Raw genomic sequence first — 26,948 nt, 5'->3', positions numbered from 1 at the left:
CCTCCCAAGCCGCCGGCCGGGATCTCAGGCCCCGGCGGCGGGACCGCTGGCGACGAAGCCGGCACGAGACAATCAAAGCGAGGATCCGATGGCAGAACGCCTCATCGAACTGCGCGACATCAGCAAATCCTATGGCCAGGTCTATGCACTGGGCGGGGTCAATCTCAGCGTCGACCGCGGCGAGGTCGTCGGCCTGCTCGGCGACAATGGCGCCGGCAAGTCGACACTGATCAAGATCCTGTCCGGCGTGGTCAAGCCGACCAGCGGCGAAATCCTCGTGCGCGGCAAGCCGGTCACCGCATGGAGCGCCGCGCGTTCCCGCGAGGCCGGCATCGAGACGGTGTTCCAGGACCGGGCGCTGGCCGTGCAGCAGACCATCGTTCGCAACATCTTCATGGGCCGCGAGCTGACCGGCTTCATGGGCTTTCTCAGGGTCAACAAGGAGATCGAGGAGGCGAGCCGTTTGATGCGCGAGATCGGCTTCACCTCGAAAGTGTTCACGCCGCAGTCGATCGTCGGCCAGCTGTCCGGCGGCGAGCGCCAGGGCGTGGCGATCGCCCGCGCCATCTACAAGCAGGCGGAGTTGATCGTCCTCGACGAACCGACGACGGCCTTGTCGCTGACCGAAACCGCCAAGGTGTTCCATTTCGTGCGCCAGGTGCGGGCGAGCGGCCGCTCGATCCTGTTCATCGGCCACAACATCCATCATGTCTTCGACATCGCCGACCGCTTCGTCGTGCTCGACCGCGGCAAGGTCGCACTGACGACCGACCGCAGCGAGGTCAAGTCGGCCGAAGATCTCATCAACTTCATGGAAGAGGTCGCGCATCCCGGCGGATTGGCCGGGCTGCACGATGCCGGCGACGCGGAGCAGAGAGCACGATGAGCAAGACCATGGAGCCCGATCTGCACGAGCCGTCCGCCGGCATTCCCCGCCCCAGTGCCCAGAAAGAGTGGAAACACCCATCCGATCACTGGATGCGCGGCTTCATCCTCGACAACCGTGCCGCGCTCGGCACGCTCGCCGTGTTCATCGTCATGATGGCGGTGTTCATGATCGCGAACCCGACCGTCTTCACCACCTGGTATCTCTACCGCTCGGTGCTGACGACGCTGCCGGTGGCGCTGTTCGTGGTGGTGCCGCTGGTGTTCGTCGTCACCTGCGGCGAGATCGACCTGTCGTTTCCGGCGACGATGGGTTTTGCCTCATGGGTCTTCGCGCTGGTCGTGCAGGCCGGCTACGATCCGTTTCTCGGCATCGCCGCGGCGCTCGTCACCGGCATGCTGCTCGGCTTCCTGGTAGGCTCGCTGGTCGTCTATGGCGGACTGTCATCGCTGATCGCCACGCTCGGCATGAATTTCCTGCTGCGCGGCCTGATCCAGATCATCAACGAAGGCAAGTCGATGGCGCTGACCAGCCTCAGCGACAGCTGGGCCTACACGATCTTCTCAAGCCAGCTCCTGGGCATTCCGGTGCAGATCTTCTGGGCCATCGGCTTCGTCGTACTGTCGGCGATGCTCTATAACAGGCATCGCTTCGGCGCGCAGGTGAGGGTGGTGGGCGACAATCCCGACAGCGCCCAGCAAATGGGCATCGACGTCAAGCGCGTGCGGGTGAAAGTGTTCGTCTTCGTCGGCATCGGTGCGGCGCTCGCCGGCACCTTCTCGGTGATGATCAACTTCACCTGGTGGCCGACCGCCGGCGATGGCTATCTCTTGCCGGTGCTGGCCTCGGTGTTCGTCGGCGGCACGCCGACCTGGGGCGGCATCGGCACCGTGGTCGGCGGCGCCATCGGCGCCGTCACCGTGTCGTTCATCCAGACCGGCGTCGTCGCGGCGGGCCTCAGCGGTTTCTACGTCCAGTTCTTCAACGGCCTGATCATCATCCTGTCGCTGCTCGGGCATAAGTGGAACCAGGCAAGGTATCGGTGAGGGCTGTTTCGTTGGCGAACCGCATGCCTTGACGATTGGCGGACACATCAATCACTTCGTCATCCACGGGCGAAGCAGGAGCGCAGCTCCGTCGCGAAGACCCGAGGATCCATGCCGCGACCTTCGCCCAGGAATGCAGCGGAGCAGAATTCTGCACCGTGGTGACGCGTTTGAGTCCCGGCATGGATCCTCGGGTCTGCGCCGCGTCGCTACGCTCCTGCTCCGCCCGTGGATGACGAAGGTGGGGCTTCCGCCAGAGAATGGTCGCTTGTAGGGCAAGCGGGCGCTCACACCGCCGCGACGAACCCGTCCAGCACGCGCTTCTGGCCGGCCTTGTCGAAGTCGATGGTCAGCTTGTTGCCTTCGATCGCGGAAATGTTGCCGTTGCCGAATTTCTGGTGGAAGACGCGGTCGCCGACATTGAAGGGCGATGGCGTGTCGGCCACGGATTTGGCGACCAGTTCGCCGTCGATGGTGCGGCCTTTGACCGAGGTGCGGCCGGCGCCGTAGCCGGAATCGGTCTCGCCATAGCCGATGCGCTCGACCTGGTGGCCGGAGCGCGAGCCCCAGTTGCGGTCGGTGGCTTCGGTGCGGTTGGCCTGCGCGCGCTGCCAGCCCGGCGTCGCATAGGTGTTGGAGAAGGCGCCGGATTTTTCGGTGTCGGCGCCGACATTGTCGAAGCGCGAGGCGCCATAGGGGTTCTGCCGTCCTGCGCCCTGGCCGCCGCGGCCGGAGGCAAAAGAACCGCCGCCGTAGGAGTTGCCGTAGCCGCCATAGGAGTTGCCGCTTTCGGCGACCTCGACATGGGCTTCCGGCAGTTCGTCGAGAAAGCGCGACGGGATGGTCGACTGCCACAGGCCGTGGATGCGGCGGTTGGAGACGAACCACAGATGCAGGTTCTTCTTGGCGCGAGTCAGGCCGACATAGGCAAGCCGGCGCTCTTCCTCCAGCCCGGAGCGGCCGCCTTCGTCCAGCGCTCGCTGGTGCGGGAACAGACCTTCTTCCCAGCCGGGCAGGAAGACGGTCTCGAATTCGAGGCCCTTGGCCGAATGCAGCGTCATGATCGAGACGGCGTCGAGCCCGGCGTTCTGCTCAGCGTCCATGACCAGTGCGACATGCTCGAGGAAGGAGCGCAGCGATTCATACTCCTCCATCGAGCGGATCAGCTCTTTCAGGTTCTCCAGCCGGCCGGGGGCTTCAACCGAGCGGTCGTTCTTCCACATGTCGGTGTAGCCGCTCTCTTCGAGAATGGTCTCGGCGAGTTCGGTGTGCGGCGTGGTTTCCAGCGCCTTCTGCCAGCGTTCGAAATTGGCCGCGACTTCGCGCAAGGCGGCGCGCGGCTTCGGCTTCAACTCGTCGCTTTCGGCGAGCTTGGCGGCGGCTTCCAGCATTGGGATGCGCAGCGCGCGGGCCGTGTCGTGGATCTGGCGGATGGTGGCTTCACCAAGGCCGCGCTTGGGCACATTGACGATGCGCTCGAAGGCGAGGTCGTCGGCGCCTTGCGCCACCACGCGGAAGAAGGCCAGCGCATCGCGGATCTCCATGCGCTCGTAGAAACGCGGGCCGCCGATGACGCGGTAGTTGAGACCGAGCGTGACGAAACGATCCTCGAATTCGCGCATCTGGAAGGACGCGCGGACCAGGATCGCCATGTCGTTGAGATTGTGCTTTTGCCGCTGGTAGGTCTCGATGGTCTCGCCGACGGCGCGCGCTTCTTCCTCGGAATCCCAGGCGGCGTGGACATGCACCTTGCCGTCCTCCGGCTCGTTGCGGTCGGTGAACAGCGTCTTGCCGAAGCGGCCCTCATTGTGGGCTATGAGGTGGGAGGCGGCCCCCAGTATGTGCGCGGTCGAGCGGTAGTTGCGCTCCAGCCGGATGATGGTGGCGCCGGGAAAATCCTTGTCGAAGCGCAGGATGTTGTCGACCTCGGCGCCGCGCCAGCCATAGATGGATTGGTCGTCATCGCCGACGCAGCATATATTCACGCTCACGGGCTGTTCCGCGCCTGCCGGCGCGGGCCCTCCGCGGGGGCCTCGCAACGGCTCGGACGGACGGTCGTCCTTGCGGCCTTCGGCCGATTGGAGATTAGTCGCCGAAGGCTTGCGCCCGGCATCCGGCCTTTGCGCCAGGAGCCGCAGCCACATGTACTGGGCGGTGTTGGTGTCCTGGTACTCGTCGACGAGGATGTATTTGAAGCGCTTATGGTATTCCTTGAGCACGTCCGGATTGGCGCGGAAGATGCGGATCGGGTGGCAGAGCAGGTCGCCGAAATCGCATGCGTTCAGCGTCTTCAGCCGCTCCTGATAGGCCTTGTAGAGCTCGCGGCCCTTGCCGTTGGCGAAGGCGCGCGCATCGCCCTCGGCGATGTCGGCCGGGCCTTGCCCCTTGTTCTTCCAGCCGTCGATCATCTGGGCGAACTGCTTGGCCGGCCAGCGCTTGTCGTCCAGACCTTCGGCCTGGATCAGCTGCTTGATCAGCCGCACGACGTCGTCGGTGTCGAGGATGGTGAAATCGGAGCGCAAACCGGCGAGTTCAGCATGGCGGCGAAGCAGCTTCACTCCAATCGAGTGGAAGGTGCCGAGCCATGGCATGCCCTCGACATTGCCTTCGCCGATCAGCACGCCGATGCGGATCTTCATCTCGCGCGCGGCCTTGTTGGTAAAGGTCACCGCGAGGATCTGCGACGGGAACGCCTTGCCGGTGGCGAGGATGTGAGCGATGCGCGTGGTGAGCACGCGGGTCTTGCCGGTGCCGGCTCCGGCCAGCACCAGAACCGGGCCTTCGGTGGTTTCCACCGCCAGCCGTTGCTCGGGGTTCAGCCCCTTGAGATAGTCGGGCGCGTTGTTGTGGCCGCTGCGGGCAGCCATGGCGCGCGCGGCGATGCCCGACGGGGCCGTGGGCCGCGCATTGGGTTCGTCGAAAAAGGGCATGTCTTCGGAAAAGCCGGACATTGCCCCGAATGTAGTGATTCGGTGGGGAAAGACCAGAACTGTCTACGTTTTGTTCCGCTAAAGTGCCCGATTGCTGCCCCGCGCTCCCACTGCGGTCGATGTTATTCCAATTGCGATGGACCATTACCGCCTGCGCTTGAGGCCCGTGCTTGACAGGCGGGACCGTCAGGAGAAAGTTGTGCTTCGGGCAGCGACGCAATGCCGGGTTGCCATGGCCGCGCCGCGAAGCGCAACAGTCGAAGGAGTATCATCTTGGCTGTCACCATCACATCCCTCATTCTTTTCCTCATCGGCCTGGCACTCGGCGGCGGCGGCATCCGCCTGGCGATGCTGGGCGGCAGCTGGTACTATGTCGTCGCCGGCCTTGCCTTCCTGATCGCCGCCTGGCTGCTCTACCGGCGCCGGTCCACCGCACTGTGGCTCTACGCGGTGATCGTGCTCGGCACGTTGGCCTGGGCGGTCTGGGAAACCGGCTTCGACTGGTGGGAACTTGGACCGCGCGGCGGCATCATCGTGCTTCTCGCTTTGTGGCTGCTGACGCCGTGGGCGAGGCGGGGTCTTGCCGGCCCTGACGGGCGCGCACCGCTGATCCTTGCCGTGCTGGCCTCGCTGGCCGTCGCCGGTTATTCGATGACATCGGACCCGAAGGACATTGCCGGTGAACTCGGCACCGACAAGGTGGTCGCCAACGCCAATCTCGGCAATGATGTGCCGGCCGGCGAGTGGCACTATTACGGCCGCACGCAGTTCGGCCAGCGCTATTCGCCGCTCGACCAGATCACGCCTGACAATGTCGCCAAGCTGCAGCCGGCGTGGACCTACCAGACCGGCGACGTGAAGGGTCCGGACGATGTCGGCGAGACCACCTATCAGGTGACGCCGCTGAAGATCGGCGACACGCTCTACATCTGCACGCCGCACAATTTCGCCATCGCCATCGATGCCGCGAGCGGCAAGGAGAAATGGCGCTTCGATCCCAAGGTCAAGCTCGACAAGGACCGCCAGCACCAGACCTGCCGCGGCGTGGCCTATTATGCCGATGCCGCCGGCGCCGCCGGGCAGCCCTGTGCGACCCGCGTCTACCTGCCGACCTCGGACGCGCGGCTGATCGCGCTCGACGCCGCCAACGGGCAGGTCTGCCCGGCTTTCGCCGAGGGCGGCACGCTGAACCTTCTGACCAACATGCCCTATCCGAAGTCGGGCTATTACTACTCGACCTCGGCCCCGCTGATATCAGGCGGCAAGATCATTGTCGGCGGCGCGGTCAACGACAATTATTCGACGCAGGAGCCGTCCGGTGTCATCCGCGCCTACGACGCTGCCACCGGCGCGCTGGTGTGGAACTGGGATTCCGGCAATCCGGACCAGACGACGCCGCTGCCGGCCGGCCAGACCTATACCGCCAACTCGCCCAACATGTGGTCGACGCCGAGCGCCGACGAGAAGCTCGGCCTGCTCTACGTGCCGCTCGGCAACCAGACGCCGGACCAGCTCGGCGCCGGGCGCAGTGCCAATGTCGAGAAGTTCTCGTCGTCGATCACCGCGCTCGACCTCAACACCGGTCAGGTGCGATGGGTGCGGCAGACCGTGCACCACGATCTCTGGGACATGGACGTACCGGCACAGCCGAGCCTGATCGACATCACCAAACCCGACGGCACGGTGGTGCCGGCGCTGGTCGGACCGACCAAGCAGGGCGACCTCTATGTGCTCGACCGCCGCACCGGCGAGCCGGTCATTGCGGTCAACGAAGTGCCGGCGCCCGGCGGCGCGATCGAAGGCGACCACACATCACCGACGCAGCCGGTCTCCGATCTCACCTTCATGCCGAAGCCGCTGACCGGCGCCGACATGTGGGGCCTAACCATGTTCGACCAGTTGGCCTGCCGGATCGAATTCCAGGGCCTGCGCTATGAGGGTCGCTATACGCCGCCTTCCGTCCAGGGGTCGCTGATCTACCCCGGCAACTTCGGCACCTTCAACTGGGGCGGCGTCGCCGTCGATCCGGTCCGGCAGGTGCTGTTCGGCATGCCGACCTATCTGGCGTTCAAGTCGCAGTTGATCCCGCGCGATCAGGTGCCGCCGCCGGACGAAGGGCGCGGCAGCGAGCAGGGGCTGAACCGCAACGAGGGCGCGCCCTATGCGGTGGTGATGGGGCCGTTCCTGTCGCCGCTCGGCATTCCTTGCCAGGCGCCGCCCTGGGGCTATGTCGCCGGCGCCGATCTCAGGACCGGCAAGATCGCCTACAAGCACCGCAACGGCACCGTCTACGACATGACGCCGCTGCCGCTGCCGCTGAAGGTCGGCGTGCCCGGCATCGGCGGGCCGATGATCACCGCTGGCGGCGTCGCCTTCCTGGGGGCCGCAGTCGACGACTACCTGCGCGCCTACGACCTGACATCGGGCAAGCAGCTGTGGCAGGCGCGGCTGCCGGCCGGCGGGCAATCGACGCCGATGACCTATACGGTCGCCGACGGCCGCCAGTTCGTGGTCATCGTCGCCGGCGGCCACGGTTCGGTCGGCACCAAGCCTGGGGACTATGTGATGGCCTACGCGCTGCCGAAGGGGTAACGCGATCTTTCAGAGGTCGCGCCGCCCCTCGTCTGTGCCGGTATCTATTCCCCGTATAGTGACGGGGAAAAGTGCCCGACTGGGCGATGAGGGGCGGCAAATCTTCCGATCGGCCCGTTCTCGATCAGCCGATCCCCAGATGACCCTTCAGGCTGGGCACCGAGCCGAGCACCTTGTTGGTCAGGTCGGGGCCGGCGGCGGCTTCGGCCTGCTGGATCAGCGTCGCGCCGGCCTTCTGGATTTGCGCCATATCGAGCCCGGATGCTTTGAGCGCGGCGATGCCGTTGATCAGCGCGCCGACCTTCTCGCCGAGAACGCCGCCAAGCGCGCCCTGCAACGACGACAGAAAACCGCCACCGCCGGCCGGAGCGGCGGCCATGACGTCATATTGATGGGCGAGGTCGTCGGCGCCGGGGATCTTGGCGAAGAACGCCGAGGCGCTTGTGCCTTCCGCCTCGTGTTCGAGCACCGAGAAAATGGTGCCGACGACTTTCTCCGTCGTCGCCTGGTCGAGGCCGGCCTTCTGCGAAACGGTGTTGACGATGTCCTGGACGTTCATAGCGTCACCTCAACCCTGGTTTTTCGTGTTGCGGTTCCGCTCAGCGCGGACCCTGATCAACGATCGTCTGCCTGCGTTCAGAACCATCGAGCACAGGGCCAAAGCGACGGCCGCCGCAAGGACGAGCGCGCTGGCGAGGATCGGGGAAGGCATGGTCATGGTCATCGCTTCCTTCTGGGTTTGACGTGTAGGCACGCGGTCAAGATACCGTCGATAGCCACCTTCCCTCACGATTGTGGCAGCGCCAGCAGGATTTGTCGCCAATGACCAAAAAGTGATGACACGGCCGCGCATGGCACCGGCTTTACTGCCCGGCCGCGGCTGGCTGCATACCCTGAAGCGATCGACGGCCGCGATGAGTGGTCGACTGGATCATGCCGGCTTGGTCCCTATGTAGCTGGGGAATTGAAGCCCGAAGCAGAGGAACTCTTCCATGACGAAACCCGACGCCAAACCCGCCATCACCCAGGCGATGATCGATGCCTATGACGAATATACGCATCTGACGCTCGATCGCCGCCGGTTCATGGAGCAGTTGACCCGGCTTGCCGGATCGGGTGCGGCGGCGGCCGCGATCGCGCCGCTTCTGGCGGCAAATTCGGCGCAAGCGGCTGTTGTCGCCGACAACGATCCGCGGGTGAAGGGCGAGGACATCAGCTATCCCGGCGGCAGCGGCGAAATGAAGGGCTATCTGGTCAAGCCGGTGGACAAGGCGGGCAAGCTCGGCGCGGTGATCGTCGTGCATGAGAACAGGGGGCTCAACCCGCATATCCGCGATGTGACGCGACGCGTGGCGCTGGAGGGGTTCGTGGCGCTGGCGCCGGATTTTCTGTCGCCGCTCGGCGGAACGCCAACCGATGAAGACAAGGCGCGCGACATGTTCGCCAAGCTCGATCCGGCGCAGACCATCGCCGACGGTGTTGCGACCGTCGCTTTCCTCAAGAGCGACAAGGACGGCAACGGCAAGGTCGGCGCCATCGGCTTCTGCTGGGGTGGCGGCACGGTCAATATGCTGGCCGTCAACGCGCCCGATCTCAGTGCCGGCGTTGCCTATTACGGCATGCAGCCGAAGGCCGCCGATATGTCCAAGATCAAGGCGGCCTTGCTGCTGCACTATGGCGGACTGGACGAGCGCATCAATGCCGGCATCGACGCCTTCAAGAAGGAACTCGACGCGGCGCATGTCGAATACACGGTCTATGTCTATGAAGGCGCCAACCATGCCTTCAACAACGACACGTCGGCAGCGCGCTACGACAAGAAGGCGGCCGACCTGGCCTGGGGCAGAACGATCGCCTTCCTCAAGCAGAAACTGGCATAGGGGCGTCCGTCTAATCCGTGTTCGCCGGCTTGTGGAAGGCGACGCCGGCGGCCACAAGCGCAATGCCGAGGCAATCGGTAAAGCTTGGAATCTGGCGCAGCACGACGACGCCGATCAGCGTCGCGGTGACGGGCAGCAGCGACAGCATCAGCGCGAAGCTCGCGCGTGGCAGCCGCGACATGGCGAGCTGGTCGCAGATGTAGGGGATAACCGACGAGCAGATGCCGACGCCGATGGCGGCGAGCAGCAGCGGCGGCGAGAAAAAGGCCGGCAGCGCATCGGTGAAGCCGATCGGCAGCACGACCACGAAAGCGATCGCCATGGCGGCACCCAGGCCGGCAATGCCGCTGCCTGCGCCCGAAGCGGCGACGCGGTGGCCGAGCACGATGTAGCCGACAAACAGCGCGCCGTTGAGGAAGGCCCAGAACAACCCGATGCGATCATCGGACCACTTGACGTCGATGAGCAGCAAGGTGCCGGTCACGGCAACGGCAAGGGCGGCGAGATTGCGCGGGCTCCTGAGGCCGATCGCCGCGACGCCGATGGTGCCGACGAATTCGATCGCCGCCACCAGCGAGATCGGCAGGCGGTCGAGCGCCAGGTAGAACGAACAGTTCATCACCGCCAGACAGGCCCCGAAGGCCAGCAAAAGCAGCCTTGTCGAGCGATCGGCGCGGGCGAAGGTTCGCCATGGGCGGGTCAGGGGTGCGAAGATGAGTGCTGCCGTGGCGATGCGCAGCCACGCCATGCCGAGCACGCCGACATGCGGGAAAAGCAGGACGGCGAATGCCGGCCCGAGATAGTGGAAGACGGCGCTGACGCCGAACCAGACATGCGGCGGCAATTTTTCCGTCAGCCTGCCGACGGTGGAGTTGGCAGGGGCAGGGTCTGCTGTAAGAGCTTGCGTTTGATCATCCATCGGATCAGTATCGCAGGCATATTTGCCGGTTTATATGAGTGATGATGGGCTGGTCTGGCGAGATCTCCCTCGGAAGCAAGGAATTTCCTATGAAGCGCCTTCGAACTGAAAGTGCCGACCTCGATGTCGCGGACATGAAGATCCTGCGTCTGCTGGAGAAGGACGCGCGCACCAGCACGGCGGAGCTGGCACGCTCGGTTGGCCTGTCGGCGCCGAGCGTGGCAGAGCGCATCAAGCGGCTGCAGGAAAGTGGCGTCATCGAGGCCTATTCGGTCAGGATCAACCCGGCGGCACTCGGCCTGCCGCTGTCGGCATGGCTGCGCATCCGGCCGGTGCCGGGGCAACTGGCCGTCGTGGCCGAGATCATCCGCGAACTGCCGGAGATCGTGCAATGCGACCGGGTGACCGGAGAGGATTGTTTCGTCGCGCTGGCGCATGTCGGCTCGGTGGTTGAACTTGAGCGGGTGATCGACCGCATCATCCCCTACGCGATTACCAACACGGCGATTATCCAGTCGTCGCCGGTGGTGGCGCGCTCGGCTCTGGCGGCGTTGCGGCGCCAGGCTTGACGTACAGGGAGAGACCTATGCGTGGCCGCGCTTCATGCGCGCCTGCTTCAGGATGGCGCGCCAGCGGATCATGTCGAACGGGATCGGCTCGTTGTTGTTGGCGATGTGGAAGATCTCGTTGTTGACGTTCTTGAGCGAGCGCCAGAAATCATAGTCGGTGATGCGCGGATCGGCGGCCAGCCTGTCCACCTCGACCTTGATGTCGGTTTTCATGCACTTTCCTCGAACCGGCGCCGCGCCGCCCGTGTCGCTACCTCGATGCGGATCGTTTTCGACCGACCCGCTGAGTCGCGCAACGGCTCAAATGGCTTGTTCCCGTTAAAACCTTGGTAAGGTTAACGTGGCCACGGCGCCGCTTCAAGCGTCGCCGCCGGCCGATGGGAGGGTTCCGCGATTTTAGATTGCCGGTGTGGCTTTGAAGCCGGAAACGAGAAGTATCGGCTTCGCCCTATTTGCGTTTGATGCCGATCGAGCGGCCGGCCCGTTCCGGCATCGGCAGTGCCGAATGGGCGGCGCGCATGGCTTCGACCCTGGCCAGCACATCGGCGGGGAAGGGCGCCACCTTCGGCCCGGACATGTCGACATGCAGCGACAGCGATTCGGACGTCGCGGCCAGCCAGCCGTCGACATGGCGGATTTCCTGATAGGCCCGCAGCCGCTTGTCGTCGTGGTCGATGAGCTGGAATGAGACCGTGACCTTATGCTCGAGGTGCAGCTCCTGCACGTAGCAGACATGGACTTCGGCCGTGTAGATGGTGAGGCGACGATCCCTGGCATAGTTCGGTCCAATGCCCATTGCCTCGAAGGCATCGTCCGAGCAGCGGTCGAACAGCACGTTGTAATAGGCCATGTTGAGATGGCCGTTGTAGTCGATCCAGTCCTTCTCGATGTCCATGGGTTTTGAGACGAAGGGAGTGGGGATGGGCATCGAAACTTCCTTGTTGGACCGAGCGTGGCGGGTAAGACTACGCATCCATAATCGCATAACAAGCGTGGACACTGGTCCATTCGCCGAGGAATTCATGGCTCTGAGCGACCTCAACCCGGTCGAACGCTCGGACCGGCTTGTTAATTTTCTGGCAGAGTGCGACGAGCAACCAACATCGCAAGACCGCCCAGCGGGAAGAAAAACATCATCACTATTTTTCCAACCGCAGCCCAGAAGAGTGTCAAATCATCACCTGCGGTATAGCAAGCAGCATTTAGCCAGCAGTGTTCAGTTTTTGTTTGAAATTCGTCGATACCAAAATAGGCGCTCAGACTCGTAAGAATGCCGAAAATAACACCAGCGAAAGCGGTCAAAGTATTTGGTCTTTTGCGCCCGCCAGCATTGAGTCTTTCGGTTATCTCATTTTTTGGCATAGCGACATAGTATATAAAAATCGAAATAGAAGATATGAAACCTGCAAAAAGAAAGCAAGTTATTATGGATTGAGCTCTGAAGATCGATTTATCGGAAAGAGGCGGTTGAATGGAATTCGCGTATTTGGCAACAACGGGGAAAAGATATGATCCCAGGGCAGATAATATCGAACCTATCTCGCCTATGAAGCCTTGATCGGGCTCGCCGTAGGTAAGCGCGATGGCAAGCGACTCGCCGGACAAGAAAGTGGCAAAGATAAAGACACAAAGATATCCGCCATAACGCCGAGCGAAAGGACCGGGCTTTCGATCAGTGCCCGGGTATGCTCGAGTGCTTAACACAGCGAATAGCCCTATGAAGCCAAAGAAGATGACCGCACCAAACCAGCCGACGCGACTTTGGGTGGCCGCTGTATGCACCGCCCATCCAGGCAAGAGCGCCAGGAAAAAAAGTATGTATCCTGCCAGTACCGAATTTTTCATTTCCGACCCGAGGTCACGGCAACCATTTGACTAGCCGAATGGACATCTATGCGGCAAGTGGCTTAGACCTCCTGCAGAAAAGTTGGGATAGAAAAATATGGCTCTGAGCGACCTCAACCCGGTCGAACGCAACGAGGAAGGCATCGCAGCGGTGCTCGGCATCCTCAAGCAGCAGCTTGGCGAGCGATTCCAGACCGGCCAGGCCATCCGCTCCCAGCACGCCCACACCACCACCTACATCCCGACGCAGGCGCCTGACGGCGTCGCGTTTCCGGAGACGACCGCGGAGGTGCAGGACATCGTGCGCGCCTGTGCCGCGCATCATGTGCCGGTGATCGCCTTTGGCGTCGGCTCCTCGCTGGAGGGTCACACCAACGCACCGGGCGGCGGCATATCGGTCGACACCTCGCGCATGAACCGCATCCTGGCGGTCAATCCGCAGGATCTCGACTGCACGGTCGAACCTGGTGTGACGCGCGAGGATCTGAACCGGCACCTGCGCGACACCGGCCTGTTCTTCCCAATTGATCCGGGCGCCAACGCCTCGCTCGGCGGCATGGCGGCGACGCGGGCGTCCGGCACCAATGCCGTGCGCTACGGCACGATGCGCGAGAACGTGCTGTCACTGACCGCCGTCATGGCCGATGGCGAAACGGTGACCACCGGCAAGCGGGCGAAAAAGAGTTCGGCCGGCTATGATCTGACGCGGCTGCTGGTCGGCTCGGAAGGCACGCTCGGCATCATCACCTCGCTGACCTTGAAGCTGCAAGGCATCCCGCAGGCGATCTCCGGCGGCGTCTGCCCGTTTCCGAGCGTCGAGGCGGCCTGCAATGCTGTCATCGCGACGATCCAGATGGGCATCCCCGTGGCGCGCATCGAACTGGTCAACGCGTTGCAGATGCGGGCGATGAAGAACTATTCGAAGCTCGACTATCCCGAAAGCCCGTGCCTGTTCGTCGAGTTTCACGGCAGCGATGCCGGCGTTGCCGAACAGGCCGAGACCTTTGGCATGATCGCGGAAGAGAATGGCGGCGGGCCGTTCCTGTGGACCAGCGTCGCCGAGGAGCGCACAAAACTGTGGAAGGCCAGGCACGACGCCTACTGGTCGTCGCTGACGTTGCGGCCGGGCGCCAAGGGGCTGTCGACCGATGTCTGCGTGCCGATCTCGCGCTTTGCCGAATGCGTCATGGAAACCGAAGCCGACATAGCGGAGATGGGTCTGATCGCGCCGATCGTCGGCCACGCCGGCGACGGCAATTTTCACGTGCTGGTGCTGATGGATGTCAACGATCCCAAGGAGATCGCATTGTCGGAAAAGTTCGTCTCGCGGCTCAACATGCGGGCGATCGCCATGGACGGCACCTGCACCGGCGAGCACGGCATAGGCCAGGGAAAGATCGGCTTCCTGCGCCATGAACTCGGCCACGGCGTCGACATCATGCGCACGATCAAGCAGGCCCTGGATCCGCTTGATATCATGAACCCGGGCAAGATTTTGCCGGGGGACTAGGCGAGTCCTCCAGCGCAAGGCCGCAGGCGGCTCGTCTTGACCATGCCACCATTTTCGGGCCGAGACTTCGGCGAGCAGCGAGGCCTGAAACAGACAGGCGTGCCAGCGGAGGAAAAGTGTCATGGCGATTTCACGCAAGGAAGAGGCGCGTGCGCTGAGCGCCGACGAACAGGAACTGGTGGAGAAATCGCACCATCCTTCGGTGCAGGAGCTTTCCGACGCCGATGTTGCCGGTCTGGTCAAGCTGTTGCGGGACCGGCGCGACAAGGCGCAGACCGAGGCGCATCGGCGCCGCCGCGAAATGCGGGGCAAGGGAGCGCCGAAAGGTGCTTCGCCCTCAAAGTCCGATGGCGGTTCGCAGGTAAAGCTGGCGGTGCTAGCCATGGCGATGCGGCGGCTGAATGGCGAGGCCGAGCGGCGCCGGCAACTGGCGGCCAGCGTTTCGCTGGTTGGGAATGCGCGCAAGGTGCTGGCCATGAAGCAAAATGCGCCGGCGGACGGTCCCGCGCTCAATTCGCGGACGGCTCACAAGGGCATGCGCGCCGTGGCTAGCAAGCGGGCGCCGAAGCTGGTCCGGCCAGCGGAATTCGGCCGGCAGCGCAAGGCGGGCAAGGTGGCACAAGCGAAGCGCGACGCACGCTGATCTTCGCCGATAGAGGCCGTCAGCCGTTCTTTACCGGGCGGCGGGAACCTTCTCCTGCGCGCCCTCGACAAGCGCCTGCAGCATGGGGCGGGTTGGCGCGAAGAACGTTGTGCCGGTCTGCGGCGTCGAGAAATCGAGCAGGCGGTCGTAGGCGCCCGGCGGGTCGCCGATATACATGCGCTGCAGCATTTTTTCGATGACCCAAAGATATCTGGAATAGCCGATGAAGTAGGTCCCGAACTCGTTTTGTCCGGGCCTGCCGAACGGCATGTTGTCGCGCAATATGTCGTACTCGTTGCCATCGGCATCCTCGATGGTGGCCAGCGACTTGTGTGATTTGCGCGGCGCGTCGTCATCGTCGATTTCGATGTTGTCGATCTTGGTGCGGCCGATGATCGCTTCCTGCTCGGGCGTCGGAATGCGCGCCCAGGCCTGCATGTCGTGCAGATATTTCTGGACGACGACATAGCTGCCGCCAGCGAAGTCGGCGTCTTCATCGCCGACGAGCGCAGAGGCGGGCAAATCGAGGCCGGTCGGGTTGGCGGTGCCGTCGATGAAGCCGAGCAGGTCGCGCGCATCGAAATAGCGAAAGCCGGAAACCTCGTCGACGACGCTCACGCCGTCGCCGAGATTGTCGAGCAGAATGCGCTCGAACTCGAAGCACATGTCGGGGCGTTCGGAGCGGATGTGGAAGAGAAGATCGCCAGCGGTCGAGGGCGCCGAATGAACGGATCCCTTGATCGGCGCAAACGGTTTCAGTTCCAGCGGCCGCCGATCTGGAGAAAGACGATCCCAGAGATCGCGGCCGATGCCGGCAATGCACGAAAGCCGCCCGGAAAGATCGCGGAACCCGACGGTTTTGACGAGATCGTCGAGCCCACCAAGCACGGAGGCCACCTTGGCGAGCGCGGTCTGCTCGCCGGCGACGGTGACGACAAGAAAGACCGCCGAAAGCGACAGCGGAGCGTCGACGCTTTGCGCGTCGATCGGCACGCGATCCCAGTTCTTCCCAGACATCCGAATTCTCCGCTTTGCGAGGATTTGTTTCAGATCATCCGGGATCGCGCAACACTGGATGAATTGCCTCTTTATCGACACGCGGATGCGGGTAGAGTGCGGCAGAATTTCAATCAACCCATTCGGAGCTGATGCTCGCACGCCTGTTCGTGATCTTTGGTGGCCTGTTCGTGCTGGTGCTATGTGCGGCGCTGGTGGTGCCGTATTTTGTCGACTGGACCGGCTACCGCGCCCAATTCGAGCGCGAGGCGAGCGCCATTCTCGGCCGCAAGGTGACCGTGCAGGGCGACGCCACGGCAAGGTTGTTGCCGTTCCCCTCGGTGACCTTCTCGAACGTCGCTGTCGCCGGCGGCCCCAATGGCCAGCCGGCCATGACCGTCGAGACGTTTTCGATGGATGCGGAACTGGCGCCCTTCCTGCGCGGCGAAGTGCTGATCTTCGACATGCGGCTGGTGCGGCCGAAAGCGACCATCGACATCGCCAACAATGGCACGGTCGACTGGGCGATGCGGCCGTCCTCGCCCTTCGACCTCGATCAGATCTCGATCGAGAAGCTGACGGTGACGGAAGGGCAGATCGAACTGCGCCATGCCGCCGGCGGGCGCAGCCATTTGTTTTCCGAGATCAATTCGACCATCTCGGCCAAGTCGCTGGCCGGGCCATGGCGCATGGACGGCACGCTGCGGCTGGACGGGTTGCGCACCGCGGTCACCGCGTCCACCGGCAAGGCTGAAGGCAACGGGCAGATGCGGCTGCGGCTGAAGGCCGATCCGGACGCCTATCCGCTGGTCATCGAAGCCGACGGCAATGCTGGCATTGTCAATGGCGCTGCCGTCTATTCCGGCCAATTCAAAATCTCCGGTGCGGACAAGAACAGCGCCGAGCTGCGCAGCACCGACGGTGAGACGGTGAAGGTTTCCGCCGGCAAGCCCGATCCGGGCTTTCGGCTGAACGGCAAGTTTTCGCTCGACCACCAGAAGTTGGGCGTCGACGAATTCCGCTTCGAGACCGGGCCGCTCGACAACCCCTACACCGCCGATGGCGAGGCTTCTGTCGATCTCGGGCTGAAACCGAGTTTCGCCATCGAGGCCAATGGCGCGCAGGTGCAGTTCGACGAGGCGGTGGGCGCCGAGGCCGGCGCCGGCCTGACGCTGGACCAGCGCATCGCGGCGTTTGAGCAGGCGCTGCTCGACATGCCGAAGCCGACTATCCCCGGCACCGTCGAGGTCAAGCTGCCGGCGGTGGTGGCCGGCGACACCACGGTGCGCGACGTGCATCTTTCCGCCGAGCCGGTCGATGGCGGCTGGTCGGTGAAATCGCTTGCCGCGACCTTGCCCGGCCGCACCACGCTGGAAGCCGATGGCATGCTCGTGCTCAATTTGGAGGGTCATTTCGGCTTCAACGGCTCGCTGCTGCTGGCCGTGGCGCAACCCTCCGGCTTTGCCGCCTGGCTGTCGAAGGATGTCGACGAGGCGATCCGCCGTCTGCCTGCCGCCGGCTTCAAGGCCAAGGTCGACCTCTCGCAGAAGCGCCAGGCCTTCAGCGATCTCGAATTGATCCTGGGCAAGGCTAGGTTTTCCGGCCGCATCGATTCCACCCAGCCCGACGATGCCAAGCCCTCAGTGCTGATGCGTCTCGAAGGGGGCGACCTCGATATCGACGGGCTGGCGGCCTTCGCCTCGATCTTCGTCAGCGACAAGGGGGCCAATCGCTTTGCCGACCGCGACCTCGATTTCCAGATCAAGGCCGGGCCGGTCAATGCCGGAGGGTTGACCGCCGATACGATCGACACGGCGCTCAGGCTGCGCGATGGGCTGCTCGAAATCGACCGGCTGTCGGTGGGCGGACTGGCCGGCGCCTCGATCAGCGCCACCGGCCGGGTCAAGGATTTCCCGGCGAGCCCGACCGGCAAGCTCGATGCATCGGTGGTTGCCGTCGACCTGAAGCCGCTGGTCGACGTCGCCGCCCAGCACTATCCCGACAGTGCCGTGCTGAAAGGGCTGGCGAGCCGTGCCGCTGCCTATCCCGAGCTGTTCCAGGATGCGCGCATCGACCTGGTGGCGAGTGCGGCCGACAATGGCGACGGCACCACGGGGCTGGCGGTGAGCGGGCAAGGCAAGGCGGGCGGCTCGGCCTTTTCCGCATCGCTGTCGGGGAAGGGGGCGGTGGACAAGCTTCTTGAAGCGCCGGTGGCGCTTACCTTCAATGCCAAAAACCCTGACGCCACCACGCTGCTGGCCCTCTACGGCCTGCCGGCGCTGCCGCTCGGCATGCTGGGCGAGGCAAGCACCGATATTCAGGCCAAGGGAACGCTTGGTGGCGGCCTGACGACGAATTTCAGCCTTGCCGGCAACGACTTCAAGGCTGGTTTCGAGGGAACGATCGCCGATACGCCGCAAGGCTTCGCCGCCAAGGGCAAGCTCAGCCTCGACGCCGCCGACATCGAGCCATGGCTGATGACGACAGGTATCGGCCTGCCGGGCATGGGGGCGGGCATGTCGACGTCGCTCTCGGCGCAGGGCGATTATGGCAACGGTCTGCTGGTGCTGGACGAACTCAACGGCGCTATCAACGAAGCGGCGGTGTCCGGCGACGTCAATATCGATGTAAAGGAGGGGGTCGACGGAAAGGCCGGCGTGCCGCATCTGGCCGGGGCGCTGGCGCTCGACGAACTCGACCTCGATCCGATGGCGGTGGCGCTGTTCGGCGATTCCGCCTTTCTTGCCGACAAAGACGGGGCCGACAAGGAAGGGGCAGGCAAGGGTGGCGTGTGGCCGGCGACACCGTTCAGCCAGAAGTCCAACCTGCCGTTCACCGCCGACCTAGACCTGACGACGGCAGCGCTCGCCGCCGGTCGGTTCGCCACCGCGTATGATGCCGCCTTTTCGCTCAAGCTGGACCAGGAAGGCATCCGCGTTTCGGATTTGAAGGCGAAATTGCTGGGCGGGGCGCTCACCGGCCTGTTCGAACTGAAGAACAATGACGGCACCGGCCTGTTCTCTGGCCAGATGAAACTGGCGGGCGCCGATCTGGCGACCGTGCTGCCGGATGCCGGCATCAACGGCATCGGCGACTTCTCGACAGCGCTGTCAAGCAGCGGCAAATCGGTCGAAGGGATGGTGGCCGCCTTATCAGGCTCCGGCACTGCGGCGTTGAAGGGCGTGAAAGTTGCTGGCGTCAATCCAGATGCGTTCAGTGCGTTCCTCGTCAAGGCGGATGCGATCGGGCGTGACATCGATGCGGCCAAGACTGCCGGCTTCGCGCCTGACATCGCCGCTGATGGCAGTCTAGCCGCCAAGGACACCGACATAGCCTTCACGGTTGCCGGCGGCACGCTGCGGGCGCCGCCGGTCAGCCTGGAAAATCCGGCGGCGACCTTGTCCGCCGACGTCACGGCGGATCTCAACGCGGTCACGGTGTCGGCCAAGGGTGCGATCACCTATCGGCCGGGCGACGAGGCGCTGGTCGGCTCCGAGCCGGTCGTGAATTTCACCGCCGAGGGGCCGTTCGGCGCGGTGAAACGAGCATTCGACAGTGAGCCGCTGGCGCAGTTCCTGACCCAACGCGCGCTGGAAAAGGAACAGCAGCGCGTCGAGGCGATGCAGGCCGCGCTGCTCGAAAAGCAGCGGCTTCGGCGCGAGGTCCGCTACTACGCGGCGCTGCAGGATGCTCGCGACAAGGCGGCCGAAGAACTGCGCAAGCAGCAGGAAGCGGCGCGGCTGAAAGCCGAGGCGGACGCCAAGGCAAAGGCGGAAGCGGATGCCCAGGCCAAGGCTGAGGCGGACGCAAAGGCCAAGGCCGATGCCGATGCGAAGGCGGCTGCCGAAAAGCAGGCCGCCGACGAGGCGGCCAAAGCGCAGGCCGAGCAGGAGCGGCAGAAGGCGGAAGAGGCGGTGCGCATCGCGGCGCAGGAAAAGGCAAGGCTCGAGGCCGAGCGCAAGGCCGCGCAGCAGGCTCCCAAGGTGGAGCGTGCCCCGCCACCGGAAGCCAATGACAATCCGCCGCCGGCCAAGCCGAAGTCCAATCCGTTCACGATCGACAATCTGCTGAAGTCGCTGCAGTAGGCAGTAGGGGAGGCCTTTCCGCCCCGAGACCGTTTCAAAGAACGAACAGTTCGGCACCGTCGGTGGTGTAGCGGGCGTGGCGAAAATCGCGGATGGCGGCAAGCCTGCCGTCCTGCCAGGCCAGCAGGATGAAATAGGTGGGGCGCCCTGTTGGGTCATTGGGATCGCGGACGAGGACTGCTGGCCTGTCTTCGACGAAGCCGAGCATAAGATGCCAATCCTGCACGCGGGAATAGTTGCTGAAGTAGGTGGCGACCTCCTTGCGGCCATTCAGCCGCGCCCTGGCCACCAGTTCCAGCCGCACCTCATCGGCCAGCATGTCGCGCACCGCATCGAAGTCGCGGGCGTTGAAGCGGTCGATGTAAGCGTCGAGCAGCAGACGTTGCGCGGCGCTCAGTCTCGGAACAGGACGGTCGTCCGGTTCGTCCGCAAGATTGCGCAGTCGGTGGCGGCCACGATGCAGCGCCGCCTTGATGGCGGGGATGCTGGTATCGAGCGTGGCGCTGATTTCCTGCAGCGAATAGCCCAGAACGTCCATCATGATGACGCTGCTTCGCTGCGTGACGGGAAGGCGCATGAAAGTGTGCAGGCTGGCCGCGGCGGCCTGACGATCGGCGGTGGGATTGGCCGGGTCGACGATCATATCCGGGTCCTCATCGGAAAAGGCCTTTTCGCGGGCTCGCCGGCGCAGAAAGTCGAGCGCAGCATTGTGGGCAATGCGAAACAGCCAGCCCTCCGGGTTGGCGATCGGGCCGGCATCCGGCAGCGCCTCGAACGCCTTGGCCAGGGCTTCCTGCAGCACGTCCTCGCCGTCGATGACCGAGCCGGCCATGCGGGCGCAGTAGCGGTGCAGTTTGGGACGCATTTCGCCGAACAGGCGGTCAAAAGGCTCGCGGATCTCGCCAGGAATGTTCATGCACCTCTGTTTGCCGTTACTGGTCCAGCATCCGGTAGTGGCCCACCACGGTCATTTCCTCGCGCTGCGGACGCTCGATCAAGCGATCCCTGATGCCGCTCTGGAAGGCCTCGAATGCCGCCAGCCCGGTGATGATGTCGGCATGGGCCTCGGTTTCCGTCTCGACCAGATGGACAAAGGTCCCGTCGTCGGACCGCCATGTCATGTAGCGAACACCTTCCGGCGACTTTTCCCGCAGCTCCTGGAACACGGCCTTGACCAGCCGTTCATTCTCATCGGTCCGTTCCGGTTTCGTCTTGTAGCGTATCAGGTGGCGTTTCATCGCGTTTTTTCCTCTTCGTGCCCTGCGCTTTGCGGGCCGCTTACGTCCGAGACGTTGTGGCGAAGCCAAAGGATTCGGGAGGCCGGGAAAATAGTTCGGTGCCGTTTTCGTGCAAGGTCTGGAGCCTTACGCATGGTCCCGATCGAGCAGCCGGCGCAGCATCGGTTCGATGCGTGAAAGCTCGTCGAGATGTGCCGCCGACAGCTCGGCCAGGCAATCGTCGGCGCGCTCGGTCAGTTGCAGCAGCACGCGGCGGTGGTCGTCCTTGTCCTGATTTCTGGCGACCAGCCCTGTTTCGCAAAGGCGGTTGACCAGTTCGACGGCGCTGTGGTGGCGGATGCGCAGGCGTTCCGCGAGATCGCCAACCGTCACCGGGCCGCCGCCGGGGAATCCCTTGATCGCCAGCAGCGCCTGATGCTGGCGCGGGGTCAGGCCGGCGTCTTCCGCCTGGACCTGGCTGAATTCGAGGAAGCGGCGGATCAGGTAGCGAAACTCCGATAGCCGCTGGTAATCGGCTTGGCTGATGGCGGGGCGTGATTTTTGTGGCTGCGACATATCAGACATGTGTTCGTTTTCCGGCGAAAGCTCAAACGGATTTCGGGCGAAACCGGCTTGAATATTTATATCGTGTTACGATACATATCCACCAACAAGCCCGGCTGGCCGCTTCGACCGTGCCGCATCTCAGACGTACGGCGCGCCGCCAGGAAGCAAACTGCCATGAAGACCCCTCACTCGAACCCGGAGCATCTGCGCGATTTCACCACGGATGCCAGGGTGCTGTTCGTCGCCGCCATTGCCGTGGTGGTGGCGACAGCTGGACTGGTTGCCGGCATCGCGCTTTTGAAGCTGATCCGGCTGGCCACCAACATCGCCTATTTTGGCCAGTTCACGCTCGCCGATCTGAAGCTCGAGGACACGCCGCTGGGCTATGCCTCCGTCATCGTCCCTGTGATCGGTGCGCTGATCATCGGCCTGATGGCGCGCTTCGGCAGCGAGAAGATCCGCGGTCACGGCATTCCCGAAGCCATAGAGGCCATCCTGCTCGGGCGTTCCAGACTCGACGCCAAGGTGGCGATCCTGAAGCCGCTGTCGTCGGCGATCTCGATCGGCTCCGGCGGACCGTTCGGCGCCGAGGGCCCGATCATCATGACCGGCGGCGCGATCGGTTCGCTGATCGCGCAGATGCTGCCGGTCAGCGACAACGAACGCAAGACGCTGCTGGTGGCCGGTGCTGCGGCGGGCATGACCACGGTGTTCGGAACCCCGATCGCCGCCATCATGCTTGCGGTCGAACTGCTGCTTTTCGAATGGACTCCGCGCAGCTTCATCCCGGTGGCGGTCGCGGCTGTTATCGCCGAGGTGGAGCGCACCATGCTGCATCTGCCCGGACCGATCTTTCCGTTTCAGGGCGGCATGGAGGTGTCCTTTGTCGGCCTTGCCGGCTGGGTGGCGATCGGCGTTTGTGCAGGACTTTTGTCGGGGCTGCTGACGCAGATGGTCTATGCCTGCGAGGACGGTTTTCAGAAGCTGCCGATCCACTGGATGTGGTGGCCGATGCTTGGCGGACTGGTGGTCGGCATCGGCGGGCTGATCGAGCCGCACGCGCTCGGCGTCGGCTATGACAACATCACTGACATGCTGGACGGCCGCACCGTCGCGACGGCAGCACTCCTCCTGCTGGTGGTGAAGGCGATCATCTGGTCGGTAGCGCTCGGCTCGGGAACGTCGGGAGGTGTGCTGGCGCCGCTGTTGATCATGGGCGGGGCCATGGGCGCTGTGCTCGCCGGCGTTCTGCCTGCCGCGGATCCGGGTTTCTGGGCGCTGCTGGCGATGGCCGCCACCATGGGCGGCACGATGCGTGCGCCGCTGACCGCCACGTTCTTCGCCGTCGAACTGACCGGCAACACGCATATGCTGGTGCCGCTGATTGCTGCCTGCGCTGCGGCGCACGCCGTCACCGTGCTTCTGATGAAGCGATCGATCCTGACCGAAAAGATCGCCAGAAGGGGACATCATCTGGTTCGCGAATACCGCGTCGACCCTTTCGCCCTGACCAGGGTGCGCGAGGTGATGACGTCACAAGTCGAAAGCGTGCCGGCGACGATGACGCTGCATGGCGCGGCAGCGTTCCTGACAGCGCCGGAAACACGGCATCCGAGTTTCCCGGTGGTCGATGAGCGCGGCCATGTGCTGGGCCTCATCGATCCGCCGGCGATATTGCGCTGGAGACGCGCCGGCACGCACCGCACCACCACGCTTGGCGAACTGCTGGCCGGCAGCAAGGTGACGCTGGCCTATCCGGACGAATATCTCGAAGGCCTCTCCGACAAACTGCTGCTGGCCAACGTCTCTCATCTGCCCGTCGTCACTCGCGAAGGCTCGTTGCTGGTCGGCTATGTCGGCTGGAAGGATTTGATGCGCGTGCGGTCCAGGAAACAGGCCGAGGAGCGCGAGCGTTCGACCTTGCTTGGCTTCGGCACCAGACACACGAAAAAGAACGACGCCGTCGAAAGCCTTTAGATTCTCTCTGCGTGCTTCGCCCACTCCAGCACATAGAGCCTCAGCGCCGAGGACAGGTTGGTGTCGCGGGGCCGCGTCTCGTCGACTTCGGCGACAAGCGCAGCGAGCGTCAGCTCCCTGGTCGCCGCGATCGCGACGAGGTCCTCATAGAAGGGCTTTTCAAGCGAGTAGCTGGTGCGGTGACCACGAATGGTCACCGAGCGCTTTTCGACCGCGCTCACTGGTGACAGCTCACTGGTCGTCTTCGGCGCCGGATGGCTCGCGGCGGTGCCCAGCGACGAAGTTTTCGGCCTTGTCGGCGACTATGCGGTCGCGTTGCTTCTCTGCCTTGGAGCGACCGTACAGTGCCCGGTTCTGTTCGGCGACGCGCACTTTCTCGTCCCGCGCCTTCTGCTTGCGAGCCTGGCGGAGATTGACGATGTCAGCCATGGCGTGAACCGCAGGCCTATTTCTTGCGGAAGGCGTCGAGCGAGACCACTTCGGCGCCCTTGGTGCTGGCGTCCGCCGCTGCGGGCTTCTTCTCCGCCTCGGCGGCAGCTGCCTTCTTCTCCGCCTTCGGCTTTTTCTCGGAGACGATGGTCAACGGCTCAGGCGAGGCTGGAGCGGCTGGTTCCTCGGCTGCCGCGCCATCCGTCTTGACGTCGAATTCGAGTTCGAAATTGACCGACGGATCATAGAAGCCGCGTACGGCCGAAAACGGGATTTCGAGCTTTTCCGGCACATCGGAGAAGGACAGGCCAACCTCGAAGCCGGTATCGGTCACCTTCAGGTCCCAATACTGGAACTGAATGACGATGGTCATCTGCTCGGGATAGCGCTCGCGCAGCCGCGAAGACACGCGTACGCCCGGCGCGCCGGTCAGGAAGGTGATGAAGAAGTGGTGGTTGCCGGGGAGGCCGGTGCGCGCGACCTCGGCCAGGACCTTGCGCATGACGCCGCGCAACGCCTCCTGGGCCAGAATGTCGTAGCGGATGTGGTCGTCGGCCATGTGGCGGTCGGGTTCCGTTGAATCGTCCGCATAGCTGTAATCAAGCTTGAGGGCGGCGTAAACCGCATATAGATCACCCTCGCGCGGAAGCGAAGACTATTGCCAGCGATTTGATCGCTCAGGCGCTGGCGAGCGCGCTTTGCTTTTCGGACGATGCCGCGGACCGGCGCTTGCCGAAGGCGCGCAGGAATGTGCGCACGCCATTGGTCGCGGATTGCAGCACCTCGTCCTCGCGCGGCGAGCCGCCAAGCATGAAGGTGGTCTGCAGTTCGGCATTGACGAGGCCAAGGAACTGGCGTGCCGCCACATCCGGGTCCTCGATCGTGAGATAGCCGCCATAGGCGAGGCGGGCCAAGCGGGCGGCGATTGCCGGCCATGTTCTGCCCGGTCCCTGTTCGCGCCATTCGGCAAACAGTTCGGGATAGCGCTCGCCTTCGGTCTGGATCAGCTTGCGCAGGAATTTTCCGTCGCGGTTGCAGATGCAATTCTGGTTCAAGCGCACGGCAAAGCCGATCAGATCGGCTTCGAGATCCTTGGGCTGGTCGGGGAAGGTGGCAATGGTGGCGAAGATGCCGGCATTGCAGCGTTCGGTGAGGTCGCGGACCACGGCGACGAACAGTTTCTGCTTGTCGCCATGATGGTTGTAGATCGTCTGGCGCGAAACGCCGGCTTCGGCCGCGATCAGATCGATGTTGGCGCCGGCGAAACCTTCGCGGCAAAACACGGCAGCCGCGGAATCGACGATCGAGAGGCGCTTGGCCTCATGGCCGCGTGGCGGGAAAATGTCAGGAGAAACGTGCAGCTTCATAAAAAACTATATAGAGGTGATTGACGATTTAGACAAGAGTGTCTAAATTTGTGGACACAAGATAAAGAGATTTCGCGTGAGAGAGACGGATAGAATTCGCTCTCGAGCTGTCGGAAGCTCACGGGATGGAACGTCCTAGGTTAGACGTCGCCTAGCGGCGGCAACCAGATTTGAAAGAGCCTTTATCATGAGTCCCAAATTCCTCCGCATCGCGGTCGTGCTCGGCTTGTTGTCCGCCATCGGCCCGTTCGCCATCGACATGTATCTGCCCGCGCTGCCGTCGATCGGCGCGGATCTGCATGCCAGCACCGCTGCGGTGCAGATGAGCCTGTTGATCTTCTTCCTGTCGATGGGGTTTGGCCAGATCGTCGTCGGGCCGATTTCCGACATGATCGGCCGCAAGCTGCCGCTTTATGGCGGTCTTGCGCTGTTCATGGTTGGCGGCATCGGTTCGGCAATGGCGCCGACCATCGAATGGCTGATCGCTTTCCGTTTCCTGCAAGGGCTTGGCGCCAGCGCCGGCATGGCCGTTCCGCGCGCCATCGTGCGCGACCTGCACACCGGTAATGAGGCCGCCAAGCTGATGTCCTTGCTGATGCTGGTGTTCTCGGTGTCGCCGATCCTGGCGCCGCTGACCGGCAGCGTGATCATCGAGAATTTCGGCTGGCGCGCCGTGTTCTGGACGGTGACGGGCGCGGCTCTGCTGGCCACCATCCTTCTGGCGACTTCGCTCAAGGAGACGCGGCCGGTGGAAGATCGCGCCGGGTCCTCCTTCGGCACCGCGCTGTCGGCCTACCGCTTCCTGATGGGTGATCGCAACTTCCTCGGTCTGACGGCGATCGCCGGCTTCGGCATTGCCAGCTTCTTCGTCTATCTGTCGAGTTCGTCGTTCATCCTGATCGACCATTACGGGCTGTCGCCTTCGGTCTACAGCGTGTTCTTCTCGATCAACGCGGTCGCCTTCATCGGCATGTCGCAGATGACGGGGCTGCTGGCCGAGCGCTTCGGCCTGAGGCGCGTGGTGCGCGTCGCGGTGACCGGCTATGCGACGACGATGGTGGTGCTGTTCGCGGTGATGGCGACGGGCATCGACCGGCTCGATATGATGGCGGCGCTGCTGTTCGTCGGCTACGGCTTTCTCGGCCTAGTCATTCCGACCACCTCGGTGCTGGCCATGGAAGAACATGGCGAGATTGCCGGCACCGCTTCAGCGCTGATGGGCACGCTGCATTTCGCCATCGGCGCACTCGCCATGGGTGTCGCCGGCGTGTTCTTCGACGGTACGCCGCTGCCGATGGTGGCCGGGATCACGCTGTGTGCGGTGATTTCCTTCACGCTGGCCAAGATCACGCTCGGCCGCTCGCGCGAGGTTGCCGAGGCACCGGCGGAATAAGCAACCAAAACAAATGAAAAAAGCCCCGTTTTGAACTGACCCCCGAAAGTTGGACACAACCTTCGGGGGTTTTGCATGTCCAAATACAGCGAGAGTT

General features: G+C 63.7%; 24 protein-coding genes. 10 read left to right on the top strand and 14 right to left on the bottom strand.

The genetic code is table 11. The annotated features are described in order from the left end of the window. The first annotated feature begins 88 nt into the window (after positions 1-88). Complete coding sequence (locus tag NKI99_RS14400) at positions 89-886, top strand: ATP-binding cassette domain-containing protein (protein ID WP_352611244.1); 798 nt, start codon at positions 89-91, stop codon at positions 884-886. Next, positions 883-1,932, top strand: coding sequence for an ABC transporter permease (locus NKI99_RS14395; protein WP_127293063.1), 1,050 nt, complete (start codon positions 883-885; stop codon positions 1,930-1,932). Before NKI99_RS14400 ends, NKI99_RS14395 begins: the two co-directional genes overlap by 4 nt. 287 nt (positions 1,933-2,219) lie before the next feature. Here NKI99_RS14395 and NKI99_RS14390 read toward each other — a convergent pair whose 3' ends face one another. Next, positions 2,220-4,883 (bottom strand): ATP-dependent helicase, encoded by a 2,664-nt coding sequence (locus NKI99_RS14390; protein WP_352611242.1) that lies wholly within the window; start codon positions 4,881-4,883, stop codon positions 2,220-2,222. A gap of 252 nt (positions 4,884-5,135) precedes the next feature. Between NKI99_RS14390 and NKI99_RS14385 the strand changes: the two genes are divergently transcribed. Beyond that, the gene (locus tag NKI99_RS14385) at positions 5,136-7,454 is read left to right on the top strand and encodes a glucose/quinate/shikimate family membrane-bound PQQ-dependent dehydrogenase (RefSeq protein ID WP_352611240.1); all 2,319 of its coding nucleotides are present in this window, start codon (positions 5,136-5,138) and stop codon (positions 7,452-7,454) included. A gap of 124 nt (positions 7,455-7,578) precedes the next feature. Here NKI99_RS14385 and NKI99_RS14380 read toward each other — a convergent pair whose 3' ends face one another. Further along, a complete protein-coding gene (locus NKI99_RS14380) occupies positions 7,579-8,013 on the bottom strand; it encodes a hypothetical protein (protein ID WP_352611238.1) in 435 nt (144 codons plus the stop codon). Positions 8,014-8,446: 433 nt separating this feature from the next. On the opposite strand from NKI99_RS14380, the gene NKI99_RS14375 reads away from it, so the two are divergent. Continuing rightward, positions 8,447-9,334: a dienelactone hydrolase family protein gene (locus NKI99_RS14375; RefSeq protein ID WP_128303523.1), complete on the top strand. Its 888-nt coding sequence runs from the start codon at positions 8,447-8,449 to the stop codon at positions 9,332-9,334. 10 nt (positions 9,335-9,344) lie between these two features. On the opposite strand, the gene NKI99_RS14370 is transcribed toward NKI99_RS14375, so the two are convergent. Continuing rightward, the gene (locus NKI99_RS14370; protein WP_352611237.1) at positions 9,345-10,253 is read right to left on the bottom strand and encodes an EamA family transporter; all 909 of its coding nucleotides are present in this window, start codon (positions 10,251-10,253) and stop codon (positions 9,345-9,347) included. An 89-nt stretch (positions 10,254-10,342) separates the two neighbouring features. Between NKI99_RS14370 and NKI99_RS14365 the strand changes: the two genes are divergently transcribed. Then, positions 10,343-10,822: an Lrp/AsnC family transcriptional regulator gene (locus NKI99_RS14365; RefSeq protein WP_352611236.1), complete on the top strand. Its 480-nt coding sequence runs from the start codon at positions 10,343-10,345 to the stop codon at positions 10,820-10,822. A gap of 15 nt (positions 10,823-10,837) precedes the next feature. Here NKI99_RS14365 and NKI99_RS14360 read toward each other — a convergent pair whose 3' ends face one another. The 3 genes from NKI99_RS14360 to NKI99_RS14350 form a co-directional block, all read right to left on the bottom strand. Continuing rightward, positions 10,838-11,035, bottom strand: a complete 198-nt coding sequence (locus NKI99_RS14360) for a hypothetical protein (RefSeq protein ID WP_013531006.1) — start codon at positions 11,033-11,035, stop codon at positions 10,838-10,840. A gap of 235 nt (positions 11,036-11,270) precedes the next feature. Continuing rightward, positions 11,271-11,750: a thioesterase family protein gene (locus NKI99_RS14355; RefSeq protein WP_352611235.1), complete on the bottom strand. Its 480-nt coding sequence runs from the start codon at positions 11,748-11,750 to the stop codon at positions 11,271-11,273. A gap of 140 nt (positions 11,751-11,890) precedes the next feature. After that, positions 11,891-12,667 (bottom strand): hypothetical protein, encoded by a 777-nt coding sequence (locus NKI99_RS14350; protein WP_128303526.1) that lies wholly within the window; start codon positions 12,665-12,667, stop codon positions 11,891-11,893. A gap of 97 nt (positions 12,668-12,764) precedes the next feature. Between NKI99_RS14350 and NKI99_RS14345 the strand changes: the two genes are divergently transcribed. Then, entirely contained in the window at positions 12,765-14,177 is a 1,413-nt protein-coding gene (locus NKI99_RS14345) for an FAD-binding oxidoreductase (RefSeq protein ID WP_128303527.1), read from the top strand. Between the two features lie 121 nt (positions 14,178-14,298). Beyond that, complete coding sequence (locus NKI99_RS14340) at positions 14,299-14,820, top strand: hypothetical protein (RefSeq protein WP_128303528.1); 522 nt, start codon at positions 14,299-14,301, stop codon at positions 14,818-14,820. 30 nt (positions 14,821-14,850) lie between these two features. On the opposite strand, the gene NKI99_RS14335 is transcribed toward NKI99_RS14340, so the two are convergent. Next, positions 14,851-15,837 carry a Dyp-type peroxidase gene (locus NKI99_RS14335; protein ID WP_352611233.1) on the bottom strand — a complete coding sequence of 329 codons (987 nt, stop codon included), beginning with the start codon at positions 15,835-15,837 and terminating at the stop codon, positions 14,851-14,853. Positions 15,838-15,968: 131 nt separating this feature from the next. Between NKI99_RS14335 and NKI99_RS14330 the strand changes: the two genes are divergently transcribed. Next, entirely contained in the window at positions 15,969-19,901 is a 3,933-nt protein-coding gene (locus NKI99_RS14330) for an AsmA family protein (RefSeq protein ID WP_352611231.1), read from the top strand. A 34-nt stretch (positions 19,902-19,935) separates the two neighbouring features. On the opposite strand, the gene NKI99_RS14325 is transcribed toward NKI99_RS14330, so the two are convergent. The 3 genes from NKI99_RS14325 to NKI99_RS14315 all read right to left on the bottom strand — a co-directional run bounded on the left by NKI99_RS14325 (position 19,936) and on the right by NKI99_RS14315 (position 21,703). Beyond that, entirely contained in the window at positions 19,936-20,817 is an 882-nt protein-coding gene (locus NKI99_RS14325) for an RNA polymerase sigma factor (protein WP_128303531.1), read from the bottom strand. A gap of 16 nt (positions 20,818-20,833) precedes the next feature. Continuing rightward, complete coding sequence (locus NKI99_RS14320) at positions 20,834-21,139, bottom strand: hypothetical protein (protein ID WP_128303532.1); 306 nt, start codon at positions 21,137-21,139, stop codon at positions 20,834-20,836. A 126-nt stretch (positions 21,140-21,265) separates the two neighbouring features. Further along, positions 21,266-21,703 carry a MarR family winged helix-turn-helix transcriptional regulator gene (locus tag NKI99_RS14315; protein ID WP_352611230.1) on the bottom strand — a complete coding sequence of 146 codons (438 nt, stop codon included), beginning with the start codon at positions 21,701-21,703 and terminating at the stop codon, positions 21,266-21,268. A gap of 156 nt (positions 21,704-21,859) precedes the next feature. Here NKI99_RS14315 and NKI99_RS14310 point away from each other — a divergent pair, with 156 nt between their 5' ends. Beyond that, positions 21,860-23,662 carry a chloride channel protein gene (locus NKI99_RS14310; RefSeq protein ID WP_023813095.1) on the top strand — a complete coding sequence of 601 codons (1,803 nt, stop codon included), beginning with the start codon at positions 21,860-21,862 and terminating at the stop codon, positions 23,660-23,662. On the opposite strand, the gene NKI99_RS14305 is transcribed toward NKI99_RS14310, so the two are convergent. The 4 genes from NKI99_RS14305 to NKI99_RS14290 form a co-directional block, all read right to left on the bottom strand. Next, positions 23,659-23,883, bottom strand: a complete 225-nt coding sequence (locus NKI99_RS14305) for a ribbon-helix-helix domain-containing protein (RefSeq protein ID WP_128306086.1) — start codon at positions 23,881-23,883, stop codon at positions 23,659-23,661. The two genes, NKI99_RS14310 and NKI99_RS14305, sit on opposite strands and share 4 nt — an antisense overlap. Before the next feature lie 10 nt (positions 23,884-23,893). After that, positions 23,894-24,091, bottom strand: a complete 198-nt coding sequence (locus NKI99_RS14300; RefSeq protein ID WP_127260259.1) for a DUF4169 family protein — start codon at positions 24,089-24,091, stop codon at positions 23,894-23,896. Positions 24,092-24,107: 16 nt separating this feature from the next. Continuing rightward, a complete protein-coding gene (locus NKI99_RS14295; protein WP_128306087.1) occupies positions 24,108-24,650 on the bottom strand; it encodes an SspB family protein in 543 nt (180 codons plus the stop codon). A 118-nt stretch (positions 24,651-24,768) separates the two neighbouring features. Continuing rightward, entirely contained in the window at positions 24,769-25,458 is a 690-nt protein-coding gene (locus NKI99_RS14290) for a TetR/AcrR family transcriptional regulator (RefSeq protein WP_128306088.1), read from the bottom strand. A 187-nt stretch (positions 25,459-25,645) separates the two neighbouring features. On the opposite strand from NKI99_RS14290, the gene NKI99_RS14285 reads away from it, so the two are divergent. Then, complete coding sequence (locus NKI99_RS14285) at positions 25,646-26,851, top strand: multidrug effflux MFS transporter (RefSeq protein ID WP_352611229.1); 1,206 nt, start codon at positions 25,646-25,648, stop codon at positions 26,849-26,851. The last annotated feature ends 97 nt before the right edge of the window (positions 26,852-26,948 follow it).

Source organism: Mesorhizobium sp. M0239 (genome assembly GCF_040321815.1).
In the GTDB taxonomy this organism is placed as follows: Bacteria; Pseudomonadota; Alphaproteobacteria; order Rhizobiales; family Rhizobiaceae; genus Mesorhizobium.
Note: the sequence above shows the minus strand (reverse complement) of the source record. Positions and strands in the feature narration are given on the sequence as shown.

Coding starts and splice junctions, on each gene's coding strand:
- NKI99_RS14375 (WP_128303523.1), top strand. CDS start 8,447: ATGACGAAACCCGACGCCAAACCCGCCATCACCCAGGCGATGATCGAT.
- NKI99_RS14320 (WP_128303532.1), bottom strand. CDS start 21,139: ATGAAACGCCACCTGATACGCTACAAGACGAAACCGGAACGGACCGAT.
- NKI99_RS14315 (WP_352611230.1), bottom strand. CDS start 21,703: ATGTCTGATATGTCGCAGCCACAAAAATCACGCCCCGCCATCAGCCAA.
- NKI99_RS14300 (WP_127260259.1), bottom strand. CDS start 24,091: ATGGCTGACATCGTCAATCTCCGCCAGGCTCGCAAGCAGAAGGCGCGG.
- NKI99_RS14380 (WP_352611238.1), bottom strand. CDS start 8,013: ATGAACGTCCAGGACATCGTCAACACCGTTTCGCAGAAGGCCGGCCTC.
- NKI99_RS14365 (WP_352611236.1), top strand. CDS start 10,343: ATGAAGCGCCTTCGAACTGAAAGTGCCGACCTCGATGTCGCGGACATG.
- NKI99_RS14400 (WP_352611244.1), top strand. CDS start 89: ATGGCAGAACGCCTCATCGAACTGCGCGACATCAGCAAATCCTATGGC.
- NKI99_RS14370 (WP_352611237.1), bottom strand. CDS start 10,253: ATGGATGATCAAACGCAAGCTCTTACAGCAGACCCTGCCCCTGCCAAC.
- NKI99_RS14330 (WP_352611231.1), top strand. CDS start 15,969: ATGCTCGCACGCCTGTTCGTGATCTTTGGTGGCCTGTTCGTGCTGGTG.
- NKI99_RS14295 (WP_128306087.1), bottom strand. CDS start 24,650: ATGGCCGACGACCACATCCGCTACGACATTCTGGCCCAGGAGGCGTTG.
- NKI99_RS14310 (WP_023813095.1), top strand. CDS start 21,860: ATGAAGACCCCTCACTCGAACCCGGAGCATCTGCGCGATTTCACCACG.
- NKI99_RS14345 (WP_128303527.1), top strand. CDS start 12,765: ATGGCTCTGAGCGACCTCAACCCGGTCGAACGCAACGAGGAAGGCATC.
- NKI99_RS14290 (WP_128306088.1), bottom strand. CDS start 25,458: ATGAAGCTGCACGTTTCTCCTGACATTTTCCCGCCACGCGGCCATGAG.
- NKI99_RS14360 (WP_013531006.1), bottom strand. CDS start 11,035: ATGAAAACCGACATCAAGGTCGAGGTGGACAGGCTGGCCGCCGATCCG.
- NKI99_RS14350 (WP_128303526.1), bottom strand. CDS start 12,667: ATGAAAAATTCGGTACTGGCAGGATACATACTTTTTTTCCTGGCGCTC.
- NKI99_RS14395 (WP_127293063.1), top strand. CDS start 883: ATGAGCAAGACCATGGAGCCCGATCTGCACGAGCCGTCCGCCGGCATT.
- NKI99_RS14335 (WP_352611233.1), bottom strand. CDS start 15,837: ATGTCTGGGAAGAACTGGGATCGCGTGCCGATCGACGCGCAAAGCGTC.
- NKI99_RS14355 (WP_352611235.1), bottom strand. CDS start 11,750: ATGCCCATCCCCACTCCCTTCGTCTCAAAACCCATGGACATCGAGAAG.
- NKI99_RS14325 (WP_128303531.1), bottom strand. CDS start 20,817: ATGAACATTCCTGGCGAGATCCGCGAGCCTTTTGACCGCCTGTTCGGC.
- NKI99_RS14340 (WP_128303528.1), top strand. CDS start 14,299: ATGGCGATTTCACGCAAGGAAGAGGCGCGTGCGCTGAGCGCCGACGAA.
- NKI99_RS14285 (WP_352611229.1), top strand. CDS start 25,646: ATGAGTCCCAAATTCCTCCGCATCGCGGTCGTGCTCGGCTTGTTGTCC.
- NKI99_RS14390 (WP_352611242.1), bottom strand. CDS start 4,883: ATGTCCGGCTTTTCCGAAGACATGCCCTTTTTCGACGAACCCAATGCG.